Origin of the sequence: Enterococcus sp. DIV1094, assembly GCF_017316305.2 — a bacterium.
GTDB classification, from domain to species: domain Bacteria; phylum Bacillota; class Bacilli; order Lactobacillales; family Enterococcaceae; genus Enterococcus_B; species Enterococcus_B mangumiae.
This window is the reverse complement of record NZ_CP147250.1, coordinates 2,720,796-2,743,567: the sequence shown is the minus strand read 5'-3', so window position 1 is coordinate 2,743,567 and position 22,772 is coordinate 2,720,796. Positions and strand designations below refer to the sequence as shown.

At 39.6% G+C, this 22,772-nt stretch carries 23 protein-coding genes; 3 read left to right on the top strand and 20 right to left on the bottom strand.

Going from position 1 to position 22,772, the window contains the following annotated elements:
• Positions 1 to 52 precede the first annotated feature (52 nt).
• Positions 53 to 541 (top strand): GNAT family N-acetyltransferase, encoded by a 489-nt coding sequence (locus tag DOK79_RS13010; RefSeq protein WP_206854072.1) that lies wholly within the window; start codon positions 53 to 55, stop codon positions 539 to 541.
• 42 nt (positions 542 to 583) lie between these two features.
• Here the strand turns inward: DOK79_RS13010 and DOK79_RS13005 are convergent, their stop codons facing one another.
• Together DOK79_RS13005 and DOK79_RS13000 are read right to left on the bottom strand one after the other, a co-directional pair.
• A complete protein-coding gene (locus tag DOK79_RS13005; RefSeq protein ID WP_206854070.1) occupies positions 584 to 898 on the bottom strand; it encodes a hypothetical protein in 315 nt (104 codons plus the stop codon).
• 70 nt (positions 899 to 968) lie between these two features.
• The gene (locus DOK79_RS13000) at positions 969 to 3,140 is read right to left on the bottom strand and encodes a type IA DNA topoisomerase (protein ID WP_206854068.1); all 2,172 of its coding nucleotides are present in this window, start codon (positions 3,138 to 3,140) and stop codon (positions 969 to 971) included.
• A 418-nt stretch (positions 3,141 to 3,558) separates the two neighbouring features.
• Here DOK79_RS13000 and DOK79_RS12995 point away from each other — a divergent pair, with 418 nt between their 5' ends.
• Positions 3,559 to 5,439: an RNase A-like domain-containing protein gene (locus DOK79_RS12995; protein WP_206857292.1), complete on the top strand. Its 1,881-nt coding sequence runs from the start codon at positions 3,559 to 3,561 to the stop codon at positions 5,437 to 5,439.
• Positions 5,440 to 5,509: 70 nt separating this feature from the next.
• Here DOK79_RS12995 and DOK79_RS12990 read toward each other — a convergent pair whose 3' ends face one another.
• The 10 genes from DOK79_RS12990 to DOK79_RS12945 all read right to left on the bottom strand — a co-directional run bounded on the left by DOK79_RS12990 (position 5,510) and on the right by DOK79_RS12945 (position 14,034).
• Positions 5,510 to 6,091, bottom strand: coding sequence for a hypothetical protein (locus tag DOK79_RS12990; protein WP_206857294.1), 582 nt, complete (start codon positions 6,089 to 6,091; stop codon positions 5,510 to 5,512).
• A 14-nt stretch (positions 6,092 to 6,105) separates the two neighbouring features.
• Positions 6,106 to 6,672 carry a hypothetical protein gene (locus tag DOK79_RS12985; RefSeq protein WP_206857296.1) on the bottom strand — a complete coding sequence of 189 codons (567 nt, stop codon included), beginning with the start codon at positions 6,670 to 6,672 and terminating at the stop codon, positions 6,106 to 6,108.
• A 623-nt stretch (positions 6,673 to 7,295) separates the two neighbouring features.
• Positions 7,296 to 7,562: a Txe/YoeB family addiction module toxin gene (locus DOK79_RS12980; RefSeq protein ID WP_206857298.1), complete on the bottom strand. Its 267-nt coding sequence runs from the start codon at positions 7,560 to 7,562 to the stop codon at positions 7,296 to 7,298.
• Positions 7,562 to 7,825, bottom strand: a complete 264-nt coding sequence (locus tag DOK79_RS12975; RefSeq protein ID WP_206857299.1) for a type II toxin-antitoxin system Phd/YefM family antitoxin — start codon at positions 7,823 to 7,825, stop codon at positions 7,562 to 7,564. The genes DOK79_RS12980 and DOK79_RS12975 overlap by 1 nt, the downstream gene beginning before the upstream one ends.
• A gap of 161 nt (positions 7,826 to 7,986) precedes the next feature.
• A complete protein-coding gene (locus DOK79_RS12970) occupies positions 7,987 to 9,135 on the bottom strand; it encodes an LCP family protein (RefSeq protein ID WP_206857300.1) in 1,149 nt (382 codons plus the stop codon).
• A gap of 114 nt (positions 9,136 to 9,249) precedes the next feature.
• On the bottom strand, positions 9,250 to 10,110 hold the full coding sequence (locus DOK79_RS12965; RefSeq protein ID WP_206857301.1) for a shikimate dehydrogenase: 861 nt from the start codon (positions 10,108 to 10,110) through the stop codon (positions 9,250 to 9,252).
• Positions 10,111 to 10,295: 185 nt separating this feature from the next.
• Positions 10,296 to 11,066, bottom strand: coding sequence for an ABC transporter ATP-binding protein (locus DOK79_RS12960; protein WP_206857304.1), 771 nt, complete (start codon positions 11,064 to 11,066; stop codon positions 10,296 to 10,298).
• Between the two features lie 2 nt (positions 11,067 to 11,068).
• Positions 11,069 to 11,950 (bottom strand): ABC transporter permease, encoded by an 882-nt coding sequence (locus tag DOK79_RS12955; RefSeq protein WP_206857305.1) that lies wholly within the window; start codon positions 11,948 to 11,950, stop codon positions 11,069 to 11,071.
• The gene (gene trpX, locus DOK79_RS12950) at positions 11,947 to 12,972 is read right to left on the bottom strand and encodes a tryptophan ABC transporter substrate-binding protein (protein WP_206857306.1); all 1,026 of its coding nucleotides are present in this window, start codon (positions 12,970 to 12,972) and stop codon (positions 11,947 to 11,949) included. The genes DOK79_RS12955 and trpX overlap by 4 nt, the downstream gene beginning before the upstream one ends.
• A 423-nt stretch (positions 12,973 to 13,395) precedes the next feature.
• Positions 13,396 to 14,034 (bottom strand): hypothetical protein, encoded by a 639-nt coding sequence (locus DOK79_RS12945; RefSeq protein WP_206857307.1) that lies wholly within the window; start codon positions 14,032 to 14,034, stop codon positions 13,396 to 13,398.
• Positions 14,035 to 14,226: 192 nt separating this feature from the next.
• Between DOK79_RS12945 and efbA the strand changes: the two genes are divergently transcribed.
• On the top strand, positions 14,227 to 15,927 hold the full coding sequence (gene efbA / locus DOK79_RS12940) for a fibronectin-binding protein EfbA (RefSeq protein WP_206857312.1): 1,701 nt from the start codon (positions 14,227 to 14,229) through the stop codon (positions 15,925 to 15,927).
• An 84-nt stretch (positions 15,928 to 16,011) separates the two neighbouring features.
• On the opposite strand, the gene DOK79_RS12935 is transcribed toward efbA, so the two are convergent.
• From DOK79_RS12935 to DOK79_RS12900, 8 genes are all read right to left on the bottom strand, one after another.
• Entirely contained in the window at positions 16,012 to 16,947 is a 936-nt protein-coding gene (locus DOK79_RS12935; protein WP_206857318.1) for an ETX/MTX2 family pore-forming toxin, read from the bottom strand.
• 205 nt (positions 16,948 to 17,152) lie between these two features.
• Positions 17,153 to 18,055 (bottom strand): LysR family transcriptional regulator, encoded by a 903-nt coding sequence (locus DOK79_RS12930; protein ID WP_206857319.1) that lies wholly within the window; start codon positions 18,053 to 18,055, stop codon positions 17,153 to 17,155.
• Positions 18,052 to 18,753 (bottom strand): carbonic anhydrase family protein, encoded by a 702-nt coding sequence (locus tag DOK79_RS12925; protein WP_206857320.1) that lies wholly within the window; start codon positions 18,751 to 18,753, stop codon positions 18,052 to 18,054. Before DOK79_RS12925 ends, DOK79_RS12930 begins: the two co-directional genes overlap by 4 nt.
• Positions 18,754 to 18,794: 41 nt before the next feature.
• Positions 18,795 to 19,436: a YfbR-like 5'-deoxynucleotidase gene (locus DOK79_RS12920; protein ID WP_206857321.1), complete on the bottom strand. Its 642-nt coding sequence runs from the start codon at positions 19,434 to 19,436 to the stop codon at positions 18,795 to 18,797.
• A 202-nt stretch (positions 19,437 to 19,638) separates the two neighbouring features.
• A complete protein-coding gene (gene pyrE, locus DOK79_RS12915; protein WP_242543314.1) occupies positions 19,639 to 20,271 on the bottom strand; it encodes an orotate phosphoribosyltransferase in 633 nt (210 codons plus the stop codon).
• Positions 20,272 to 20,274: 3 nt separating this feature from the next.
• The gene (pyrF, locus tag DOK79_RS12910) at positions 20,275 to 20,985 is read right to left on the bottom strand and encodes an orotidine-5'-phosphate decarboxylase (protein WP_207115471.1); all 711 of its coding nucleotides are present in this window, start codon (positions 20,983 to 20,985) and stop codon (positions 20,275 to 20,277) included.
• On the bottom strand, positions 20,982 to 21,911 hold the full coding sequence (locus DOK79_RS12905; RefSeq protein WP_206857327.1) for a dihydroorotate dehydrogenase: 930 nt from the start codon (positions 21,909 to 21,911) through the stop codon (positions 20,982 to 20,984). The genes pyrF and DOK79_RS12905 overlap by 4 nt, the downstream gene beginning before the upstream one ends.
• The gene (locus DOK79_RS12900; protein WP_206857328.1) at positions 21,908 to 22,684 is read right to left on the bottom strand and encodes a dihydroorotate dehydrogenase electron transfer subunit; all 777 of its coding nucleotides are present in this window, start codon (positions 22,682 to 22,684) and stop codon (positions 21,908 to 21,910) included. The genes DOK79_RS12905 and DOK79_RS12900 overlap by 4 nt, the downstream gene beginning before the upstream one ends.
• Positions 22,685 to 22,772 lie beyond the last annotated feature (88 nt).

Below are 22,772 nucleotides of genomic sequence, written 5' to 3'. Positions count from 1 at the left end.
ACACTTAAATCGATTACGATAAATGAACACTAAAGAAAAGGAGCCACGTTCTATGCGAATAAGAGAAATCACCCCTCAAGATGACTTAGCAATAAAAGAAATCATTCAAAATTCTCTCGAATCACTCGGTTTAGCAATTGAAGGCACGGCGTATTTCGATCCTCAATTAAGTCATTTATCAGACTATTACCAATCGTTACCTCATGCAGCTTATTGGGTCGTTCAAATCGATGATCAAGTGGTTGGCGGAGTTGGAATTGCGCCCTTCGACGAGCAAAAACAGATATGCGAATTACAAAAATTATACTTAGCACCAGAAGCTGTTGGTTTAGGGATTGCGAATCAATTGATGGAAAAAGCATTATCTTATGCAAGTCATTATTATCGCGAGTGCTATTTGGAAACGATGCACGCCTTAAAACCCGCATGCAAGCTATATGAGAAATTTGGTTTTCACTTGATGTCTGCCCCACTACCTGGCTCTGACCATTCAACAATGGATGCCTGGTACATCAAAAACTTGAAAAAAGACAGTGAATAAGATGTTTTCTCTTACCACTGTCTTTTTTTACTCTAAATCTATTTATATAAACTTTTGAACAAATTGAGTGATCACCGGTAAGAAATAAACAACTCCCGCCGCTACTAAGACGAAAAACAACTGTTTTCGTTGTTTCTTTCTTTTCAGTAAGTTGCTAGTCGTATGCAACAAATAAGTACCACTCTTAGCTGCTGCTGTCACCGTGGTTAAGATCACAGTCGGTGAATAGCCAGTAGGATGTTTCGTAATAGCTAACAACTTCGTGCCATATTCCGGATAGGCGATCACCGCTTGATATAAAGCAACCAACGTCAATAACCCCATTGCATAATTCAAAAGTGAATTGATTTTTTTCACGTATAAGTACTCCTATTCATTACTTAGATATTTATAATTAAAGCATATTGACTTTTCGGAATATATATCTTTATTCTTGTTTCTCCATCCAGGGGAATGAAAAACCGATCGTTAAATCCTCTTTCAATACTAGAACAGCGTCAAATTTCCCTTTTTTACCAGTGAAGCCTTTGACCACTTTACTAGTCTTCCCTTTTGATAGTAAATCTCTAAGATTCGTTTTGGTCAATTTTTTCTTGGCAATCGTGGGCCATAATTTAAAATCGCATTCCTTATTCGTACATGTCGCAATCTTTGGATATAACATCACGATCCCTTTTTTACATTTCGGACAGCGCCCTATTTGATCATTCTTCTTTTCCATCGCTTCGATTTGCATCAAGCCACTTTGTTCTTCCGATAAATCGACTTTTTTCACTTGTTCTGGTACGACTTCTAATAAATGGAGGATAAACTTTTTGATATTTTCTAAAAAGACTTCTGGCGTCCCCTGACGTTCACCGATCTTCTTCAAATAGCTTTCCCAACGCGCAGTCATTTCAGCACTTGTCAATAAGGACTCCCCTGCGACAGCTTTACACAAAGTAATTCCTTTAGCAGTCACTTGGATATCGTTTTTATTGACTTCTATATAGTGTCGTTGCTTCAAGTTTTCAATAATACTTGCTCGGGTAGCTTCTGTTCCGATTCCTTCGACTTCTTTTAAGATCTCTTGCGCTTCTTCATCGTCTAAGGTCTTCCCTGCTGTTTTCATCGCAGTGATCAACGTTCCTTCATTGTATGGCTTAGGCGGCTGAGTTTCTTTCTCAAGACTCCTTAGATCAACCGTAACCACTTCTTGTTCACTGACTTTAGGCAAAAGTTGACCATCTGATTTTTTCTTGCTTTTGACAGACAAGATTTGTTGCCACCCTTCTGCAATCGGACGTTTCCCGACACTCTTCAAACGTAATCGTTGCACCCCTGTAAGTATCACCGTTTCTTCGTAGCGATAGTTTTCAGCAAACATTGCTAAAGTCGTACGCATCACTTGTAGATAGATCGCTTGTTCCAGCCGAGAAAGCTTCGCAAAACGTTCCTTCGTCGGTAGCGTTTTCGTTGGAATGATCGCATGATGCTCTTGGACTTTTTTGGCATCGACATATCTTTTTTTAGGAAATGTTTCTGGCGTTGCTACCTCTTGGATTCCTAGAAACGCTTTATACCGATCAAGATTTTGAACAAGATACTGGTGTTCACTTTCTGTAATATAAAAAGAATCTGTCCGAGGATAACTCAAAAACTTACTTTCATACAACCCTTGGACGGCATCAAGCGTGGCTTTCGCACTAACTTTCATCAATTGGTTCATTTTCGATTGTAAGCTAGATAAAGAAAACAACCTTGGGCTACTCTGTTGCTTTACTTTTTTCGTTACTTGTAAGATCGTTCCTTGCTGGGGACCTAAATGAGCGCCTTTATCTTCAATCGCAGCAACTAATTCGTTCGCAGTCTTAAAAGTTTGTTTCGGCTCGATTTTACCGACAAACTGCCCATGTTGACTTTTGATCTGTGCTTCCCCTTCGAAATAAGGCTCTTTTTTGAACTTCCTGATTTCTTCTTGTAACTGATAGATCATATAAAGCGTTGGCGTTTGGACACGACCTAATGAAAAACTTCCAGAGATCCCCTTTTGTTGCAAAAGTAAACTATATAATGGACTACCATTCATCCCAATCAGCCAATCCGCATGTTGACGCGCTTGCGCTTCTTTATATTTTGGATAAAACTGCTCCGCCGGTTTTAGTTGCTTGAACCCTTGATAAATAGCTTCTTTTTCCAATGAATTGATCCATAAACGAAAGTACTGCTTTTGCTTTGTAAATGCGTTGGCTTGCTGGATGATCGACCAAGCAATCGCTTCACCTTCACGGTCACTATCCGTTGCGATAATAATCGTATCCGCCGCTTGTAATTGCCGTTTAACAATTGCAAATTGCGTCCGTTTCTCTGGAGGGACCGTGTATTTGAACTGGTCTGGAAATATCGGTAAGTTAGGCAGTGACCACTTAGCCCAACGTTCTTCATACTCTCCAGGAGGAACCATTTCAACTAAATGACCAAATCCATACGTAATCGTTACTTCCCCTGAAAATAATGGATCACTGATTTCAAAATAGCCCTCATGCTTTTTCCTTTTTTTGAATGTTTCCGCATATGCTTTTGCTTGAGAAGGCTTTTCAGCGAGTATCACTGTTTTCATGTTATCCATCCTCCTCTTGATAAAATAAGAATTCTTTAACAGTTTACCAAATGGTTTTCAAAAAGAATAGCGAAAAAATTGAAGATGTTTTTGCTAAATGAAAAAAAGCGTAACAAAAAAATAACTATAATCATCCAAAGAAGAACATCCATCTTTTTATTATTATTATCACGTTATTTTTATATAAGAATAAAAACACTGATAAAAGAACAGCATAACTTAACATATAATTAGTATTTTCAAAGAAAATAACTATATAAAAAAATGAGTTTTTTTATAATTAATATTTTAAATAAACTTGCAGTTTTTTGTTATATTTTGGAAAATATAATTAAGTAATCTACGACACAAATAAGGAGGTTTTTAGCAATTGAACTGTTGGTAGTCACTCAAGCCATTTGATAAAAAGGAGAAAAAAATGAAAAAATTTTATCGCCTATTACTTGTTGGTCTGTTGCTTGCACCTTTTGCCACTTTACCACTTGATGTCCACGCCCAAGAATCAATCGCTAGCGAAATCACCCAACCTGACGAAACCGTCGTTCCGATCGATAACACCTCACCGATTCCTACGTCTGCAGAACCACAAAATGCAGCAGTCGCCTTAAATATCTTTAATGGCATGAGCATGTCTGCTTTTGCTTCTGGATTATCAGGCAGTACACTTAGCGCCGGTTTACTCTCGACCACAGCCGCTGCCGTCCTTGCTCCTGCATTACTAGGCATTGGCCTAGGTGTCGGGTTTTATCAGCTCGGTGCCTCTTTAGGAGTTGCAACAGCTGATTTAGCGAAAACAAACAGCGGCTTATTTGAATCGATCGGTAGCAGTGCCGCCACTCAAAATGAACTGAACGCTTTTGCAATGTCTGGGATCGATTCTACAACAAATACCTACAATTTCTCCGCAGCCTTACAAAGCCGCTACGCACAAGATGTAACAAGCAATGCGTTGATGCGTGAGTACTTGACTGGCGAGAGCGACCACGGAATCTTTTCTTTCAATGTCAGTGACCGTGTCGAACTTCATCGTCGCTATATCAATTACACCATTCCTTGGGCTTTACGAGAGCAAGCAGCGGTAGTCGGACGCAACACGTCACTAGCCGATTCTTTCTCCAAGAATGAGTTCTTTGTTTTAGAAAGCATCCAGTATGGCGAATCCGTTCGAGGAGCAGATGATGCCATCTTGAACATCACCGGTTCTTCTTACTACGGCTATGATTTCCCAGAACCTTTTAACTATCAAGTCAAACTTGACACAAGTATTTCTACACTCTTGACGGAAATCACAACAAAAGAACAATTGCTCGACTATGTTCAAGCAACTACTCCATTTGAATTTGGGGTCGTCAATGAACCTTCTAAAGCCTTAGCCATCGAGACCGCCAAAGAAATGGCCGTCGCGTACTATGAACGAACGAGCCAAATCAGCCAAAGCTTAAGCGAAGCCTTGGCTCCCAATAACAACGGATTAGACTTTGATCCATCAGGAATGATCGCGACACTATACGGTGCGGCAGTCGTATTGGATCGTGCTGGAAACTTCATCTATGCTCAAACGCAGCAAGCAGTTCCGTCACATTTAGTTGGGGCAATTGAGTTTTCTTATAGTGAAGGGGCAATACCAAATGATGATTCAATCACTATTGATGGAAAACGTGGTGTGTTGGATGAAGAGACTGGAGATATAGTTGAGGACGGGACAGACAATATTTTAGTTAAAAGAGCTATGGGCACAACTTGGAGTTTAGCGGCCTCATTAATAATTGCAAATCTTATAGAATCCTTAACAGAAGATGATGAGGAGGAAGATGATTATTGGTATACTCCGTTAGACTTATATTTTGACGAACATTTTGCCTTAGGTGGTAGTAAGGGGCATACTATGAGTAGGCACATCGCAAAAGATAAATCATATTTAATGGATCGTATCATTGAGGATGGTCTAGAATCGGCGAGTACTTTCCATGATATTTCAGGAGCAATAATAACAATCAATTATGGACTCTCTACAGCTAGAGCTCAAGGATATATTCCAGGAAAAAAAGAGCGTTCAAAATATAAAGATCTCGGCAAAATAAATGAAATTCCCAATCATAATATGATAACTTATACATCTATAGATAATTTATCGCCAAATTTAGGCTGGGGGTTTCAAGAAATAGATAATATAGGAATCATTGAGCATAATCAAATTGACGAAGGGTATGTAAGTTTCCAAAAGAAAAGTAAATTTATAAAAAATAATAGGAACTTTTATGTTAAGACATCTCATCCCTATATAGAATCTCTTAAATAATTAATGTAGAAAAAGCACCAATTAAATTGGACTATTTACAAATTTAATTGGTGCTTTTTAAATATTCAAATCAATCTGTCATAGAAGATCCTATGACAGTCAGTTTATTCGATGCAATATCGTAAATCGTCCAAAGAAAGGCATCCATCCATTCTCTCCCAGGAGAAAAGTAATTCGACCAATTGTTATTCCAAGCATAAATGATCAACGCACTTTTCTTAGGGAATAATAATTTATTCAAGGAGATAAAATCTTCTTCGTCCCCACTATATGAATATGGTGGGAAAAGAAATGTTTGTGCATACCAATTTAAATAGCTTCCAGAAGCTGTTTTTTCAACAGAAAAGAAAACTTCTGCCTTTATCCGTTTTCCATACATTAACTCTGGATTTACGGCATAACTCAACTTAATTGGGCTACATCGTATGGGTAAGTGATCAAAATAATGCAAATCTGTATATAGAAGACCTGAAATATTTCTTTTTTCATTCATTACTTTGATAAATTCAAGAGCGGCTTTGCGATGACTGGAGTATCCACGATAACCTGTTTCTTCAAAAAATACATAATCGAGTAAAAGTCCATTGATTGGAAATTTTCTTAAATAGAGTTTTTGTTTAAATTGATACGTATCTTCTTTTAATAACTTCATTCTATCCTCCTCATTCAACTCAATGTTGATGCCCCACATACCGTAAATCTTTTTCTTGTTGGATCATAAATCGTCCAAAGGTACGCTCCTTTTCCGGAATGTTTTCCATAAGCGAAATAATCTGACCACGTGTTGTTCCATTGATAAATGACTAATGTTTCCTTCTCGGGAAACAAGTAATTGTTCAGTTCAATGAAATCTTTCTTACTTCCTCTATAAAAAAAAGGAATTTTAAAAAAAGCGTAGGCATAATCTGAAATATAATGCCCTTCTAAGTCACTATATGTAGAAAAAAAAGGATCGACTGGAATTCTTGTTGCTTCCATTAAATTGAGGTTTATGGAATAGGTTGCGAATATATTGACTGGAAATTCAAGTTTATTCGTATACTCAATTTGATCATGTCCTCTTCTTTGATTGAGGAACGTAACAAATGCCAAAGCTGCTTTTTTGTGACTCTCGTATCCTTGATGATTCTTTTCTTGAAAAAACGCATAGTTGATTGCTAGATCTTTCATCCAGATATTTTTTTCAACCATGGTCAGAACAAATCGATTTGTTTCCTTTTCTAAAAATTTCATTTTCCCCTCCTCTAGAAATGTTGTATGTACTTAACTATTATTCATATACTTTAAAAAAAGATTTATTTTATCCCTAAATTACCAGACTTATTCTTAAAATTCATATTGATCTTTCGAACCTCTAAAACATCAAATCGACAATCTGAAAACTAATTTAAAATCGTTATTTTATGTAAATCAAAATAGTGGGAAGATCTTTATAAATTTATATTATAGCATGATAAATAAATCGACAAGTTCTTTCGTTTAAACCATGTTGTTTTTTTATTACCTCATACCTATGAAACAAACATTTATTTTTTAAGAAATAAAGGTAAAAATAAGCGCATAAAAAAAGCGTTAAATAATTGATGAAATCATTGTGAATGATAAGTTGATTTTGTTAGGGGACAAGACGGAACTGTTGAAATCGGCATCGATCTATGAAGTATGTATAATAAAAAAAGCACCGATTGACAGTAATCAGTGTACTTTTGGAACCTTAGGGATAAGTACGTTTTTAAGGAAATAAGCATGCGTTTGAAACTAGTAAAAAGGAAACACAAAAAGACTCTTCTAGAAGTAAATACTTCTAGAAAAGCCATAAAAAAATATTTGATGACATGCTATCACTGTGTGACCGATTATTCATAGTGAGTCCATGCAGAGTAAATCTCAACAATTTTTTCTTTATCATTTATTTTATACACCACTCGATGTTGGCGATTCAATCTTCTTGAATACCTTCCTTCATTAGTTGGCTTTAGCTTTTCAAATGCTTGTTTAGGGCAATAAGGATCAGTTTTTAATGTTTCGATAATAGCAAGAAATTGATTTTTTAAATTAGAGCTCTTTAGCTTTTTTAAATCTGCTTTAGCTGAGATTTTAACTACTACCTTATAACTTCCCATCAAAGGTCATCCCAATCAATCTCATCTACATTTGTAAATCCCGTATCGTCTTGTTCTCTTTTCTTTACGATATCAAGTGTACCCGTTTGTTCTAAAAGTAGCGTTTCTTTGATTGCTCGCCAATCTTCTAAACCAATCAAGACCGCGTTATTCTCACTACGCTCACTAATAATCTCGATTTCTGTATGATTTTCATTCACTTCTTTTAACAATTGATAAAATTTCTTACGGGCAGCACTCGGATTTAAAGTAGTATTAGACATTTTAATCCTCCTTTTTTGCATTTATCACCTACATTTTAACGTACTCAATTAAGTACGTCAATTATAAACCTATTCTTATAGCAAGCAAAATAAATTTACACCACAAAAAAGACTCTTCTAGAACTAAATGCTTCTAGAAAAGCCTTTTTAAAAATCAATGATCACTCACTCAAAAATTGTTCAATCTTTTCGCGGTTCATTTGTTTATCTAAGACGAGGATACTACCAGCGTAATCACTCTGTCCATAACTCCAAGTATTATCTGCTGGAACACTTAAACGATCGATTCCACCAGCACCACGTAAGATAGAAAAACTATTTTTGACTAAAAAAGTCATCGGTACATCTGTGGAAGTATAGCCGATTGCTTTTCCAGCGGCATACGGTGCACGGATCAAGTTCAATGGGTTTTTCAGTTGACCAAAAATCGCATCCATCACTTGTTGCTGTCTTCTGACACGACCGAAGTCCCCTTCTTCATCCATACGGAAACGTGCATATTGCAACAGCACGTGACCGTCCATCCGTTGTTTACCTTTGGCGATATCGACACCATCTAGATTCAAGTCTTTTTCAGCGTCGATCGACACACCATTCATGAACATCGCATCGATCACTTTTTCAAATGATTTGAAATCGACTTTCATATAGTATTGACAGTTCAACCCAAAGTTTTCTAATAAAGTCTGGCGAACCAACTCAGCGCCACCGTAGGCATACGCCGCATTGATTTTATTGTCTCCAACACCTGGGATCGTCACGAAGCTATCACGCATGAATGAGATCAATTTTGGTTTGCGGGCAGGCCCATCTAATTGTAGGACCATGATCGTATCTGCTCGCCCTGCGTCTTCGCCCCTTGTATCGCTACCTAAAATCAGGATGTTATGCGCGCCACTTGTTGATTGGGCACCATTGAATGTTTCTGAAGTCGCTGGTTCAAGTGACTGATCATTTTCGGCTACGAATTTCCCAACGAAAAATGAAATCAGCGAAAAGACAAATAAAATCAATAAGATCCCTAAGATGATCTTCCACCAAGAACGTTTTTTACGTGGCTTATTGGATGGTTTCTTTTTAAAGAACCCTTTTTTCTGTGGTTGTTGCCCTGAATGAACGTGTTCTTCGTAAGGTGTTGGTCTTCGAGGGTCACTGGTTCTTTCTTCGTAAGAACCTTCATACGAAGCGTTTGGTTCTTCTCCAAGATCTTCCTGTTTCTTATTGGTGCGTCGCCAAGATAACGGCGATGATTTTTCATTGATTGGTTTTGCTTTTTTATGGATGTTCTTATAACGATCCATCCGACTCATTGTAGTTCCTCCCTTTGTTCAACTCAGTAAAATCATACGATACTTCGTTATAAAAAACAGTAAGGTTAGCGTAAATTTAACTAAAAGCTAACGAATCCTCTGAGTATACGCTTATCATTCTTTTGAATCGAGTAAAGGTTGGATCTTTTCAATTGGCATTGTTTGGCCTGTCCATAGTTCAAAAGCGATTGCGCCTTGATATAGTAACATGCCTAAGCCATTTCTGGTCAAACATCCCTGTGCTTTGGCTTCTTTTAAAAAGCGTGTTTCTCTTGGAGAATAAATCAAATCAAACACTGCGATTTTGGGATGGAGCAACTGAGGATCGATCGGTACCATTTCTTTTTTCTCCCCCATGCCCATGTCGGTACCATTGATCAAAAGATCCGTGTCTTCTAGATCTTTTTTCAACTGTTCAGTGTCTGCATAATCCTTGATGGTGATGTGACAACCTGTTTGTTCGGCAATTTTTTGGAAAGTCGAAGCGACACTCGCAAAAGTTGCGTTCTTTCGTTTATAGATGACGATTTCTTTTGCTTGATCTAACGCTGCTTGAACAACGATTGCTTTTGCTGCACCACCAGCACCTAACATAGTCACTTTTTTATCTTTTATCGCTATTCCTGCTTCATTGACAGAACGCATAAACCCCATACCATCGGTGTTGTAACCTATCAAACGGTTGTCTCGATGCACGATCGTATTGACCGCGCCAATCAACTGCGCTTCTTGACTTAACTCGTCTAAATAAGGAATGACCGCTATTTTATTAGGCATTGAAAGATTGACGCCTAACATGTTGAATGTGCGAATGCTTTCGACTGCCTGCTTGAGATTCGTTTGATCGACTGTGAATGCCAAGTAAATGGCATCGATCGAACGAGCTTGAAAGGCTGTATTGTGCATCAATGGCGATAAGCTATGGGACACGGGAGATGCAAAAATCCCTGCTATTCTTGTTTTTCCTGAAATCATGAAAATCCTCCTACAATACGCTAAAAATGCCGCGTCCATTCGTAGAAACTACGAAAGAACAAGCGGCATCAATCATTTTTTATTAAATCTTGACTTTACAAATTTTGATTGTTATTATACCTGCTACCCACAAGTATAAAGTGAAGGAAACAAACTTGTCAAACACAGATGCATCAGCAAAATAACTAATCGATCACTTCTTCAAAGAAGTGTAGGAGATCATTCATTGATAATGCTTGTTTTTCTTCTTTTGCTAAGTCTTTGACGATCCGTCCTTTTTGTAAGACGATCAATCGATTCCCGTATTTTAACGCATCTTCCATCCGGTGTGTGATCATCAAACAGGTTAACTTTTGCTCAGTGATCCGTTGGTTTGTCAGTTCCATTAATAGCTTAGCTGTTTTTGGATCGAGTGCCGCCGTATGCTCATCAAGTAAAAGCAATTCTGGTGCTTTGATCGTTGCCATCAGTAAGCTTAATGCTTGTCGCTGCCCGCCAGATAATTCGCCAGCAGGGGTGTCTAAATGTTGTTCCAAGCCATTTCCTACTTCTTGACAAAGTTTATAAAAAACTTCTTTTTGATTTTTTAATTGGCGTAAACGAAGTGTTCGTTTTTCGCCGCGCTTTTGTGCTAACAATAGATTTTCTGCCACTGTCATCCGTGGGGCAGTTCCCATTTTCGGATCTTGGAACACCCGTGATAGAAATAAAGCTCGTGCTTCTTCTGACAGCTTAGTGATTGGCTGATCTTTGAAATACACGCCACCTTGACTTAATTGCAGTGTGCCCGCAATCGTATTGAACAAGGTACTTTTACCTGCGCCATTTCCGCCAAGTACAGTGATAAAATCCCCTTCATTGATGGTCAATTGGATCTCATCCAATAATACTTTTTCTTCGTGCATCCCATTATTGACTACTTTTCTACCATTTTTGATCGTTAAGATTGCTGTCATCATTAGACCTCCTTTTCAAATCCTGTTTTTAATTTCAATGCTTGTTTTACTTGAGGAATCATCAAGCAAGCCGCTAAGATGATCGCTGAGAATAATTTCAAGTAGGTTGTGTCAAAGCCTAATTTGATGACAGCTAAAATCAATAATTGATAAATGATACTTCCGACAACGATCGCTAATAATCGCTCGATCAATGTCAATTCTTGGAAAATCACTTCACCGATGATGATCGAAGCTAAACCGATCACGATCACGCCGATCCCTTTATTGACATCTGCATAGCCATCGTTTTGGGCGATCAATGCGCCTGATAATGCAATCACGCCATTGGATAACGTCAAGCCTAAGATCTTCATACGATCGGTCTTGATCCCTAACGAACGGGCCATTGTTTCGTTATCCCCTGTTGCGATATAACCTTGCCCTAGATCTGTATTAAAGAAGAAAATCAACACGCTGATCAATAATCCGAGAGATAAGAGTCCTAATAACACAGTATCAAAGTAATTCGGTAAATGAAGTCCGTGAAATACATCCTGTAAAACGGGATGATTCAACAACGAAAGATTCGGTGTGCGCATCACGAACAAGATCACTGAGTTCAATCCTGACATCACTAGGATGCCGGCTAAGATGACTGGGATTTTCCCTTTCGTATACAGCAAGCCAGTCACAAGTCCTGCGGCCATTCCTGCTAACACACCTAAAATCGTCGCAAGTATCGGACTAACACCATGCGTGATTGCTGTCACACAGACAGCACCACCGAGAGGAAACGAGCCTTCTGTTGTCATATCCGGAAAATCTAAGATCCGGTAAGTCATAAAAATTCCTAAACCTAAGATGGCCCATAACATGCCTTGAGAAATTGCGGATACGATCATTGTTCTTCCTCCTTGATCTCTGTCAGTACTTTTGCGTCTTTTTTGATTGATTCAGGGATCGTGATCCCTAATAATTCTGCTTGTTTTTCATTGACGATGATATCGCCTTTATCGAACACGTACACAGGTGTTATTGCTGGTTCTTTTCCATTTGCTAAAGCCGCTGCCATTTTACCTGTTTGAACACCTAGATCGTATTGATTGATTCCGATCGTCGCTAATCCTCCTTGTTCGACCATTGTGTCCACTGAAGGAATTACAGGGATATTTGCTTTATTTGCTTCTTTGATGACGGTTTGCATTGCATTGGCAATCGTATTATCTAAAGGTACATAGATAACATCCACCGACTGGCTCATCACTTGGACAGTCTGGGCGATCTCATTCGTAGAAGGAACAGCATATTTTACTGGTGTCAGTCCTTTTGCTTTCGCAGCTTCTTCTGCTTGGCTGACTTGATAGCGAGAATTATCTTCTGAAGAAGCATATAAAATTCCGATTGTTTTTGCCTCCGGTAATAGCTCTGTGGCTAATTGGATCTGTGCTTCAACAGGTGGTTGGTCAGAGACTCCTGTGATGTTTCCACCCGGTGCTTCTAAGCTTTGGACTAATCCTGCACCGACAGGATCAGTCACCGCACCTAAGGCGATTGGAATATCTTTGGTCGTGTTTGCTAATGCTTGTGCGGCTGGTGTTGCAATTCCTACGAGCGCATCAGGATTTCCTTGTACCAACTGCTGACTCATCGTTGCCAGTTTACTTTGGTCGGCTTGACCATTTTGGAATTGGATTTCTAAATTTCGTCCTTCTTCCAAGCCTGACTCTTTTAAGCCATCTTTGATACCTCGGTAGATCTCATCTAACGCAGGGTGGCTAACAAACTGTAAAACCCCCACTACTTTTTTATCAGTTGTGCGATTTCCTTCAACTGCTGGTTGATCATTGATTTTTTCATAAACGAACGTTCCGGTCAAGTATATAAGTATAAGTGCGATCACTGCAATCAAGCGTTTATTTTTCATTTTTATTTCCCCTTTTTTATTATGTAATTTTTAAAAATAAATCGGCTGTTTTGTAACTTCGAGCGAATGAACAAAAAAAGACAATCACCGCTTGTACGGTCATTGTCTTTTACCAACAAAAAACCGCATAGATGTCTCTATGCGGTCGTCAAATTCATGTCCAGCATAGATACAAACTTTAGAATCGTACATTGTTGTACTCTAAAAAGTTGTATCTACGAAAAAGTTCGCCCTTGATACAACTTATCTACGCCAGTTACGCCAATTATTTTTATTTTCTGATAAAAATTGTTTTGATAAGTTCATCTTGGACCATCCTTTCCTTCAAGTGTTATCCTAAGTCTAATCGAATTTTATTTATCCGTCAACTGATTTTTTTATTATTTTCTTTTTTGTTATTTTTCACTAAGCTCAACTTGTTACTTACTCTGTCGTACTCAACGTGGTACGATCTGTGGATTGTGCCGTTTCTTCCTCATTTGCTAACTCTTTTTCCAGTTGCTTGATATTGATCAATGGCAAACGATTCAGTGCAGGAATCAATGTTCTTTCCAGGTCTTCTTTGTTTTCATCAGAAAGGACTAAACGATTCCTTTCTTCTCCTCTTTCAAAGAAAACGATAGTGATTTCATCTTTGTTGATCCCGTATTGTTGTTCTAATTCTGACGTGTCATAAACCAACGGATAAAAAAAGATCGTTCGATTCAATTCACTGCTTTGTTGTGGGTCTTCGAAGATATCGATCACTTGTTGGTAAAGCTCTCCTTTTGGCAGAGTGAACATCACAGAGACTGCCCGACTGTCGGTGATCTCCTGATGCGCAGATGAAAATGGTAAAGGCTGAAGCTTTTCAGAATCAATCGAAGAATAGATCAACGTATCCACTTGTGCTTCTTTGATTTTACTCGGCAAAAAGAACATCGCAGCCGTCAAAAGTAAGGAACACACTAAAAGAAGTCCGATCCGTCTGAAATATTTTTGAGGATGTTGCTCAAAATCCTCTGATAAATTAGTGTAACTTCTGATGATTTTATCCTTTATCTCTACGATCAATCGCTGCATCCTCTATTCCCCCACGTGTCCTTTATCTAATTATACCTAAAATCAATCGAAAGAACGAAATAAAACACTAGTTTTTCATGGAATTCCTGCATTTTTTCTCTATTTAACGAAAGAAATCATCTGGTCCATTGGTCTTTCCTTTCTTTTTTCGTTATAATAAGTGTACTTATGAATAGAAAAGAGGAATGAATCATGTCCTTTGATGGTGTATTTACCCATGCAATGATCCATGAATTGCGCGAAACACTATTATCTGGTCGAATCTCAAAGATCCACCAGCCTTATGAAAATGAAATCATTTTGGTGATTCGTTCTCGTGGAAAGAACCACCGATTGTTGTTATCTGCTCATCCGAGCTATGCCCGTGTCCAGATCACAGAAATCGATTATCAAAATCCAGAAAATCCTCCAAACTTTGTGATGATGTTACGTAAACATCTTGATGGTGCGATTTTGGAAAGTATCGAACAAATCAAAAATGACCGTGTGATCCACTTTCATTTCTCAAAAAGAGATGAATTAGGTGATTTACAAAATATCGTCTTGATCGTTGAGTTGATGGGTCGCCATAGCACCATCGTCTTAGTGAATCAACAATCCCAAAAGATTTTAGATGCGATCAAACACATCGGCAGCTCACAAAATACGTACCGTTCCTTACTTCCTGGAGTCGAATACGTGGCGCCACCTGAACAAGCTGTGCTTAATCCTTTTCAAGCAACAAAAGAGCAAGTTTTTGAACGTCTATCAAAAGTCGAGCCAAATGCTAAAGCCATACAGCAAGTATTCCAAGGACTGGGTCACGACACAGCATTGGAATTGAGCGAACGGATCAACCAGCGCCCAAATGAAAAAATGGCTGTCTGGGAAGAATTCTTTGCGGCTGTTGACCAACCGCTACCTACACACTATGAATTAGGTACAAAAGAATACTTCACACCGTTTGCTTATCAATCGTTTGCAAAACAAGCTGCTTCTATGCAGGAGTACCCTACTTTGAGTGCATTGCTAGATGCGTTTTATCAAGAGAAAGCGGAAAAAGATCGTGCCAAACAACAAGGGGGCGAATTGATCCGTAAAATCGAAAATGAATTGAAACGCAATCGCAATAAGTTGAAAAAACGCGAACAGACATTGCTTGACTCTGAAAATGCGGAAGAGTTTCGCCGAAATGGGGAGTTATTGACGACATTCATGACCCAAGTACCCCGTGGTGCGACCGAAGTGACCTTGGCGAACTACTATGAAGAAAACCAGCCTGTCCGTATTGCCCTTGATCCGGCATTGACACCGAATCAAAATGCTCAAAAATACTTTCATCGTTACCAAAAGCTTAAAAATGCAGTCAAATTGATTGGCAAGCAAATCGAAGAAGCAAAAAGTGAGATCGACTACCTTGAATCGGTTCTTTCACAATTGGAGATTGCGGGACCAATGGATATTGAAGTGATCAAAGAAGAACTGTTAGCAGAAGGCTATTTGAAAAAGAAAACAAGTAAAAAGCAAAAGAAAGCAAAACCTTCGCAACCTGACCGCTACATTTCTTCTGACGGCACTGAGATCTTAGTTGGTAAAAACAATCTACAAAATGATCAATTGACGATGAAGACTGCTAGAAAAACCGATCACTGGCTTCATGCGCAAAACATCCCAGGCTCTCACGTGATTATCAAAAGTGACCAACCTTCTGATGAAACCATCACAGAAGCTGCTGAATTGGCTGCTTACTATTCGAAATATCGTCATTCAGCCCAAGTACCTGTGGATCTAGTGCAAGTCAAACATATCCGTAAACCGAATGGCGCAAAACCTGGGTATGTGATTTACGAAAACCAAAAAACGATCATTGTAACACCAGAAGAAGAGAAAATCCAAGCAATGAAAAAGGAATAATCTTTTTTCGTTAAAAAACCGATCGCCAAGAAGTGATTACTTCTTGGCGATCGGTTTATTTTTTGATGATAAAAATGGCTTGAATTAAAATTGATAGCCTGTCGCAATGATTTCTTTTGTTCCAGTTGTGCGGTCGAAGGCTTCTAAAACAAACCCTGAACCATAATCGACACGATAAGTGCCTCCGCCCATTCTACGACCAGTTACATTGGCGTCAACTCGTCTCCAGTTATTACGGCTTTCAGAGATGTAACGGTTCCAATAGCTATCCGAGAGTACTTGGCGATCACCGACGACCGTCCCTACGCCATATGTATGGATACGTCCAGCAGCATCTTTTTTATATGGGATATCTGCTCGGATCTGTTGCTCTAAATTGACCGTCCCTGTTGCTTCTCCGGTATAGAATACCCAATTGACTTCAACAGTATGACCAGGCCTTACATTGATTGCTTGACCGGGAACCGTCCAATTTTTTTGTACTTCTCGCGTCTGTGAAGTGGTTGAACTAAAGTTGTAATTCAGTTCGACACCCATCGTTGCAGAACCAAACATGGGTACACGGATCTCTGCGCTAGTGGATGTTGCTACTCCAGCGGACTGTGTAGTCGAAGTTGTTGTTGAGTCGATATACGTTTCCGAATATGAAGGTGTCGTAAACGTTTGATCTTGGTTCGTACTATTATGGAAAACACTTGTGTTGACAGTTCTTGAACGCTGTCTAGTGCCCATATCATTATTGACACCTACCGAATATGCTTGACTAGAAACATTTCTTGGATTGTATTCATCCCCAGTAAGTCTTTCATTCACACCAATATCTCCCCATTGATACATTTGATAGGATAAAGCGTACGAAATGGTACTCATCCGATCGATCGTGCTTTGGTTGACCGATTTTAGATATCCTTCTCCGATTGGCGGAAGCGACTCACCGGCTTCTACCATCGGTTCTCCTGTAAATAAGCCTAAACTCGCCGCTCCGACGACACCCAACATCACCTTTGTTACTTTTTTCATTTTCTTACCCCCTTTTTTTCCAATCGTTGAGCGAATATATTCCTCAAACGATTGGCTACTTTTAGTATGAAACATTTCTTTTGATCCATCTCATTGTGTACCTTACTGCAACAATTTTTTATCTGCATATTGATCTGCGTAAAAATAAGCCTGAAAACCAATTATTTGGCATTCAAGCTTACCTTTTGTTCATTTCTATTGGATATTACTTCCTCTGCTCCATCACTCGTTGGATACTTGCGATAAACTTCTTGCCGATCTCACTTAACGGCTGTTTTGCGGAATAAATCACGTAAAGCTCATTCAGCGGACTATCCGCCAATGGGATCAATCGTAAATATTCTTTGATTTCACCAATTACGATACCCGATCCTGAGGCATAGGCGTCTGTCTCTAACACAATATTCATCAGTGTGCCTCGATCACTTGTATAAATCACTGATTCTTGTTCAGGGATCTCAATCAAGTCTTCATAAAAATAAGGAAAATTATTACCATCCTGAGTAAAACGAACTTGCGGAAAAGCAGCGAGTTCTTCAATATTTATTTCTTCTTGTTGCGCGAGTGGATGCCGCTGTCTTAGAAAAATATGTGTTTTGAATGTCCCTAGAGATTGAGCGATCAACTCTCCTTGTTCTAAGTAGCGCTTGATCCCTGTGCGATTATGGTCATTCATATATAAAATCCCTAATTCGCTTTGTTGTTGTTGCACCTCTTCGATCACGTTTGCAGTCGTCGTTTCCATGATACGAAATTGTTTGACTTCTGCTTTGAACGTCTCGATCAGTTGTGCAGTTAGCGGACCTAAGAAATCATAGTGCTGGGAAGCAATCGAAAAGCTCTCTCGTTTTTCACTTTTTTGATAATAATTCTCCAATGAATCTAATTGAACTAAGATCCGTTCCGCACGCTTTAAAAAAATCTGTCCTTCTTCTGTTAGATAGGCTCCTCGATTCGTGCGGGTAAATAAATTGATACTCAACTCATTTTCCAATTCTTTGATCGCTGCAGAAAGGCTCGGCTGAGAAACAAATAACTTTTTCGCCGCTTTTCGAAAGCTTCCGTTATTCGCTACTGCAGTGACATATTTCAATTGTTGGATATTCATTTCGTCCCCTTGTAATAATAAATTTTTCGATTCTTCACTGGTTGTAACGGACGATTATTGGGTTGTGCGTATTGTCCTTTGAACGGAATCAAGAAATCTCGATTCAATCGACCAACTTGGTCCATGACGAACCATTGGATCGGACCACTTGTTGGTGGTGTTGTTAAGGAACCAACATAGTGATAATGACTCTTTTGTTCAGGGAAAAAGACAGATGCATCTGTCCAATGCTCATGTGCATCAAGATCCCACTCATCACCATTCTGGCGGTCGTATAACCAGCCTTCTTCTTTTGTTAAATGATACATGACACCAACGACTAAGTTTTCTTGTCGTTCATTGGTGTGTACAAAATGAAATTCGATATCTTCTTGTTTTCCATTGATGATATGTTCTGATGGCATATGAAAATGGATGTCGGTCAAATAGTATGTTTCTTCATTGAAAAGGACATAACTGATTTGATCATATGGCACAAGATGGATCGTATTCTTGAACTCCTTATCCGTGAATCGTTGTTTCTGATAGTGAAAAGAAAGCGTCTCTTTCGTATTACTGCTCTCTTCACATGTTGTCAGAGGAATGGGCGATTGTAATTCAAACTCGGCTCCTTTTGCAAACCAATCACATAATCCTGCCCAATGTTCCGGTCCTCTTTCACCAGAATAACCCCATTCAACATCCATATTCTTCTTCAACTAAAATTCCTCCTGAACCAGTTACCTACACGGCACCTCGACTATTCTTTTTCTTTTTTGACAATGCTTGAAACAGCTGCTAAGAAATCTTCTTTTCCATAGAATTCTTGATTGAGTAATTCTGGAAAAATCTCTTTGAAAAAATATTGGACGGATGGACGATGGTCAAAACCTTTGATCGTTGTGACCGCCTCAATAAACATTTCTTTATAGACTTTCTCCGGATTATTTTTACTGATCTCATCAAATGATTCATACAAAAGATCGATTTTATCTGAAACAGCGAGTAATTCACCTTCGACTGTATCGTCTTTGCCTTCGAACAAACGCCGGCGATAAACGTCTTGTAAAGCTTCAGGGATTTCTTGATTGATAAACTCATCCGTCATCTTTTCTTCGACGGTCTGCAGCATCCCTCTCAACTCTTTACTTGCATATTTCACTGGTGTTTTGATGTCACCGATAAAACGTTCGGTATAATCATGGTTCAAGGCTTTTTCATATAAGAGCTTCCAGTCGATCGTTTGTCCGTGGAGTTCTTCAATGTCACCCAATACTTGTGCAATCGAAGCTACACGATAAGAGTGCGCGGCGACGGTATGTTCCGTGTGTTTGAAAAATCCCGGAGCTCTGGTGATTCTTTCCAAGTTATTTAACCCTAAAATAAATTCATTCAATCCCATAAAGAATCCTCCTCTTTGAGATGACTTTTCCGATAATCTTATCATTAAATAACTGGAATTCGCAAATTTTCAGCTTATTATCTTAACAAGTTTTCATGTGCAAAAGAATAGTTGTCGCTATGTATCTTCAGGTTTTCACTATATCTCAAACAGAAAAAGGGCTGAAACAACATCCGTTTTTCCGCCCTTTTTAATCTGATCTCTAAGCTGTTGCCCAGTTCTCAGGATCTTTTTTCCATTCTTTCAACAAAGCAAGCTCTTCTTCGTTGATTGTTTTATTTTCTAATGCAAATTCGATCAATACAGAATAATTCGTCAAGGTGATCAATGGTAGACCCGCTTGTTCAAAGTTCGCTTTTCCTTTTGGCAACTCATACGTAAAGATTGCTGCAACACCTAAAACGTCCGCACCTTCTCTTTTAGCTGCTTCAGCCGCTTCTAATACACTTCCGCCTGTTGAGATCAAATCTTCGATGACGACCATTTTTTGACCTTCAAAGATGCGCCCTTCGATTTGATTCCCTTTACCGTGTGCTTTCGCTTTACTGCGAATATACACCATCGGTAAGTCTAGGATTTCTGCTACCCAAGCGGCATGAGGAATACCAGCAGTTGCTGTACCGGCGATCACTTCAACATCTGGGAATTCTTGTTTGATTTTTTCAGCTAATCCTTGAGCGATTTCTTTTCTGACTTTGGGATAGCTCATCGTAATACGGTTATCGCAATAGATCGGGCTTTTGATTCCACTTGCCCAAGTGAAAGGTTGGCTTGGACTTAAGAAAACAGCTTCGATTTCTAGCAAGTCTTTAGCAATAGTTTGTTCAATGTTCATAGATTAACGACTCCATTCTGCTTTGATTGTTTGGTACGCTTGGTAAGGATCTTCTGCTTGTGTGATTGGTCGTCCAACAACGATGAAGGTCGAACCGATTTCTTTTGCCCGCGCTGGTGTCACGATCCTTGTTTGGTCGCCTGCGACTGTTCCCTCTGGACGAATACCAGGGGTCAAACAAACAAATTCTTCCCCCGCTTTTTCTTTGATCGATGAGACTTCTAAAGCAGAAGAAACGACACCGTCTAACCCTGCTGCTTTGGCACAAGCGGCATAGTGGATCACACTTTGCTCCAATGGTACTTCGATCAGTTGGTCATGATGCATTTCTTCTTCGCTCGTTGAAGTCAGCTGAGTGATTGCTAAGAGTAAAGGACGTTTCTTTCCTTCTGGTGTGCCATCAGTCAATCCACGCATGGCTGCTTCCATCATACGGATTCCGCCAGCCGCATGCACACAGGTAATATCTACACCTAATTTTGCCAAACCGCCCATGGCTTTTTCGACAGTATTCGGAATGTCATGCAATTTCAAATCTAAGAAAACATCGTGACCGGCATCTTTTAGCCAGCGGACAATGATTGGTCCTTCTTGGTAAAAGAGTTCCATGCCGATCTTAACAAATAACTTTTCGTCTTCTGGGAAACGTTGCATAAATGTTTCTACTTCTTCCCATGATGAAAAATCTAAAGCAATAATTGGTCGTTGATTCATTGATTTCTACCTTCTCTCACTTCTTTGATCAGTTGCTCTAAAGACTCGATGCCTAATTCATTCATTCGTTCGGGTAACTCAGCGATCAGTTTCGGACAAATGTAAGGATCCGTAAAGTTCGCCGTTCCGACAGCGACTGCGCTAGCACCTGCCATATACATTTCTAGTACATCATCCACGGTTTGCACTCCGCCCATCCCGATGATCGGTAGATTGGAGACACCCGCAACTTGGTGGATCAAGCGGATCGCTACTGGTTTGATTGCCGGTCCTGAAAGACCGCCTGTTTGATTGGCAAGGATCGGTTTTCTTGTTTTCAGATCGATACGCATCCCTAATAAGGTATTGATCATCGTGAAACCATCCGCACCGCCTGCCTCGATGGCTTGCGCCACTGGAATGATATCCGTGACATTCGGTGACAACTTGACATAGACAGGTACGTTCGCTACCTTTTTCACCGATTGGGTCAACTGGAAAGCAACGTCTGGATCGGTACCAAAAGCAATCCCTCCGTGTTTGACATTCGGACATGAGATATTTAATTCGATGGCGTGGACATTCGGAGCATCTCCGATTTTGCCACAGACTTCGACATAATCTTCTTCGCAAGCACCTGCCACATTCGCAATGATCGGCAAATCTTTGTACACAGCTAATTCAGGTAACGTTTTGTCTAAGACTACTTCCATCCCAGGATTTTGTAACCCGATCGCATTAAGCATGCCAGAAGGCGTTTCGGCTACACGTGGTGTAGGATTTCCAAAGCGGGCTTTAGGGGTTGTCGCCTTGATCATGATCGCACCTAGCTGATTCAGATCATAATATTTTCCGTATTCTTTTCCAAAGCCGAAGCAGCCACTTGCTGGCATGATTGGATTCTTCAAGTTCAATCCCGGAAGATTGACGGCTAAACGATTACTCATAAAATCACCTCTCCTGCTTGGAAAATCGGTCCTTCATCGCAGACTTTCAAGCTTTTCGTTCCTGTTTCATCGCCTGGGACATGGCAGACACAAGCGTAACATGCGCCAACGCCACATGCCATGCGAGACTCTAATGACAATTGGACATTCGGATGACCTGCAAAAAGCTGTTCCACTGTCTTTAGTAACCCGTTTGAACCACACGCAAAAACGGCTGTCGGCTTTTCTTTTGTCGCAAGTAAAAGATTTCCAACATTGCCATGGATCCCATAGGTGCCATCATCGGTTGCGATCCTCGTATCGCCCAACTCTAGGAATTCCTCTTCGTAATACATCACTTCTTGTGAGGCAAATCCTAAGAAGTGAATCGTTTTGACGCCTCGTTGTTTCAATTGCTTAGATAATTCGTAGAGGGGCGGAACACCGATCCCTCCACCAACGATGAACACTTCATCTTCTTCCTTCAATCCAGAAAGATCGAAGCCATTTCCTAATGGCCCCAAGACATCTAAAGAATCGCCAGCAGTCAACGCTGCGAAATGCTTTGTTCCGTCACCTTCAACACGGTAGATGATACGACAAGTTTGTTGTGATTGATCGATCTGGTTGATACTGATTGGTCGGCGCAACAACAAATCTGCTCGGGGTGCCCGAATATGAAGGAATTGTCCAGGTTGTTTCATTTCTTTGACCAACTCACCTGTTAGTGTCATTTCATAGATTCGTGGTGCTAGTTGCCGCTGTTGAACGATTTTCATTACTTCTTGCTTCATCTCTACACTCCTATTTTTGGGACTTTCCGCTATTTCGTTATACTGCTAACTACTTCTTTTTGTGGGTCATGTCATCAAACATCAGTTC

Bases quoted from the DNA above. Each gene is read 5' to 3' on its own strand.
- DOK79_RS12955 (WP_206857305.1), bottom strand. From the start codon at position 11,950: ATGATCGTATCCGCAATTTCTCAAGGCATGTTATGGGCCATCTTAGGT.
- DOK79_RS12930 (WP_206857319.1), bottom strand. From the start codon at position 18,055: ATGAATATCCAACAATTGAAATATGTCACTGCAGTAGCGAATAACGGA.
- DOK79_RS12990 (WP_206857294.1), bottom strand. From the start codon at position 6,091: ATGAAGTTATTAAAAGAAGATACGTATCAATTTAAACAAAAACTCTAT.
- DOK79_RS12995 (WP_206857292.1), top strand. From the start codon at position 3,559: ATGAAAAAATTTTATCGCCTATTACTTGTTGGTCTGTTGCTTGCACCT.
- DOK79_RS12980 (WP_206857298.1), bottom strand. From the start codon at position 7,562: ATGGGAAGTTATAAGGTAGTAGTTAAAATCTCAGCTAAAGCAGATTTA.
- DOK79_RS12905 (WP_206857327.1), bottom strand. From the start codon at position 21,911: ATGAGTAATCGTTTAGCCGTCAATCTTCCGGGATTGAACTTGAAGAAT.
- DOK79_RS12975 (WP_206857299.1), bottom strand. From the start codon at position 7,825: ATGTCTAATACTACTTTAAATCCGAGTGCTGCCCGTAAGAAATTTTAT.
- efbA (WP_206857312.1), top strand. From the start codon at position 14,227: ATGTCCTTTGATGGTGTATTTACCCATGCAATGATCCATGAATTGCGC.
- DOK79_RS12965 (WP_206857301.1), bottom strand. From the start codon at position 10,110: ATGATTTCAGGAAAAACAAGAATAGCAGGGATTTTTGCATCTCCCGTG.
- pyrE (WP_242543314.1), bottom strand. From the start codon at position 20,271: ATGAACATTGAACAAACTATTGCTAAAGACTTGCTAGAAATCGAAGCT.
- DOK79_RS12935 (WP_206857318.1), bottom strand. From the start codon at position 16,947: ATGAAAAAAGTAACAAAGGTGATGTTGGGTGTCGTCGGAGCGGCGAGT.
- DOK79_RS12920 (WP_206857321.1), bottom strand. From the start codon at position 19,436: ATGGGATTGAATGAATTTATTTTAGGGTTAAATAACTTGGAAAGAATC.
- DOK79_RS13000 (WP_206854068.1), bottom strand. From the start codon at position 3,140: ATGAAAACAGTGATACTCGCTGAAAAGCCTTCTCAAGCAAAAGCATAT.
- DOK79_RS12985 (WP_206857296.1), bottom strand. From the start codon at position 6,672: ATGAAATTTTTAGAAAAGGAAACAAATCGATTTGTTCTGACCATGGTT.
- DOK79_RS12900 (WP_206857328.1), bottom strand. From the start codon at position 22,684: ATGAAGCAAGAAGTAATGAAAATCGTTCAACAGCGGCAACTAGCACCA.
- DOK79_RS13010 (WP_206854072.1), top strand. From the start codon at position 53: ATGCGAATAAGAGAAATCACCCCTCAAGATGACTTAGCAATAAAAGAA.
- DOK79_RS12945 (WP_206857307.1), bottom strand. From the start codon at position 14,034: ATGCAGCGATTGATCGTAGAGATAAAGGATAAAATCATCAGAAGTTAC.
- DOK79_RS12970 (WP_206857300.1), bottom strand. From the start codon at position 9,135: ATGAGTCGGATGGATCGTTATAAGAACATCCATAAAAAAGCAAAACCA.
- trpX (WP_206857306.1), bottom strand. From the start codon at position 12,972: ATGAAAAATAAACGCTTGATTGCAGTGATCGCACTTATACTTATATAC.
- DOK79_RS12960 (WP_206857304.1), bottom strand. From the start codon at position 11,066: ATGACAGCAATCTTAACGATCAAAAATGGTAGAAAAGTAGTCAATAAT.
- pyrF (WP_207115471.1), bottom strand. From the start codon at position 20,985: ATGAATCAACGACCAATTATTGCTTTAGATTTTTCATCATGGGAAGAA.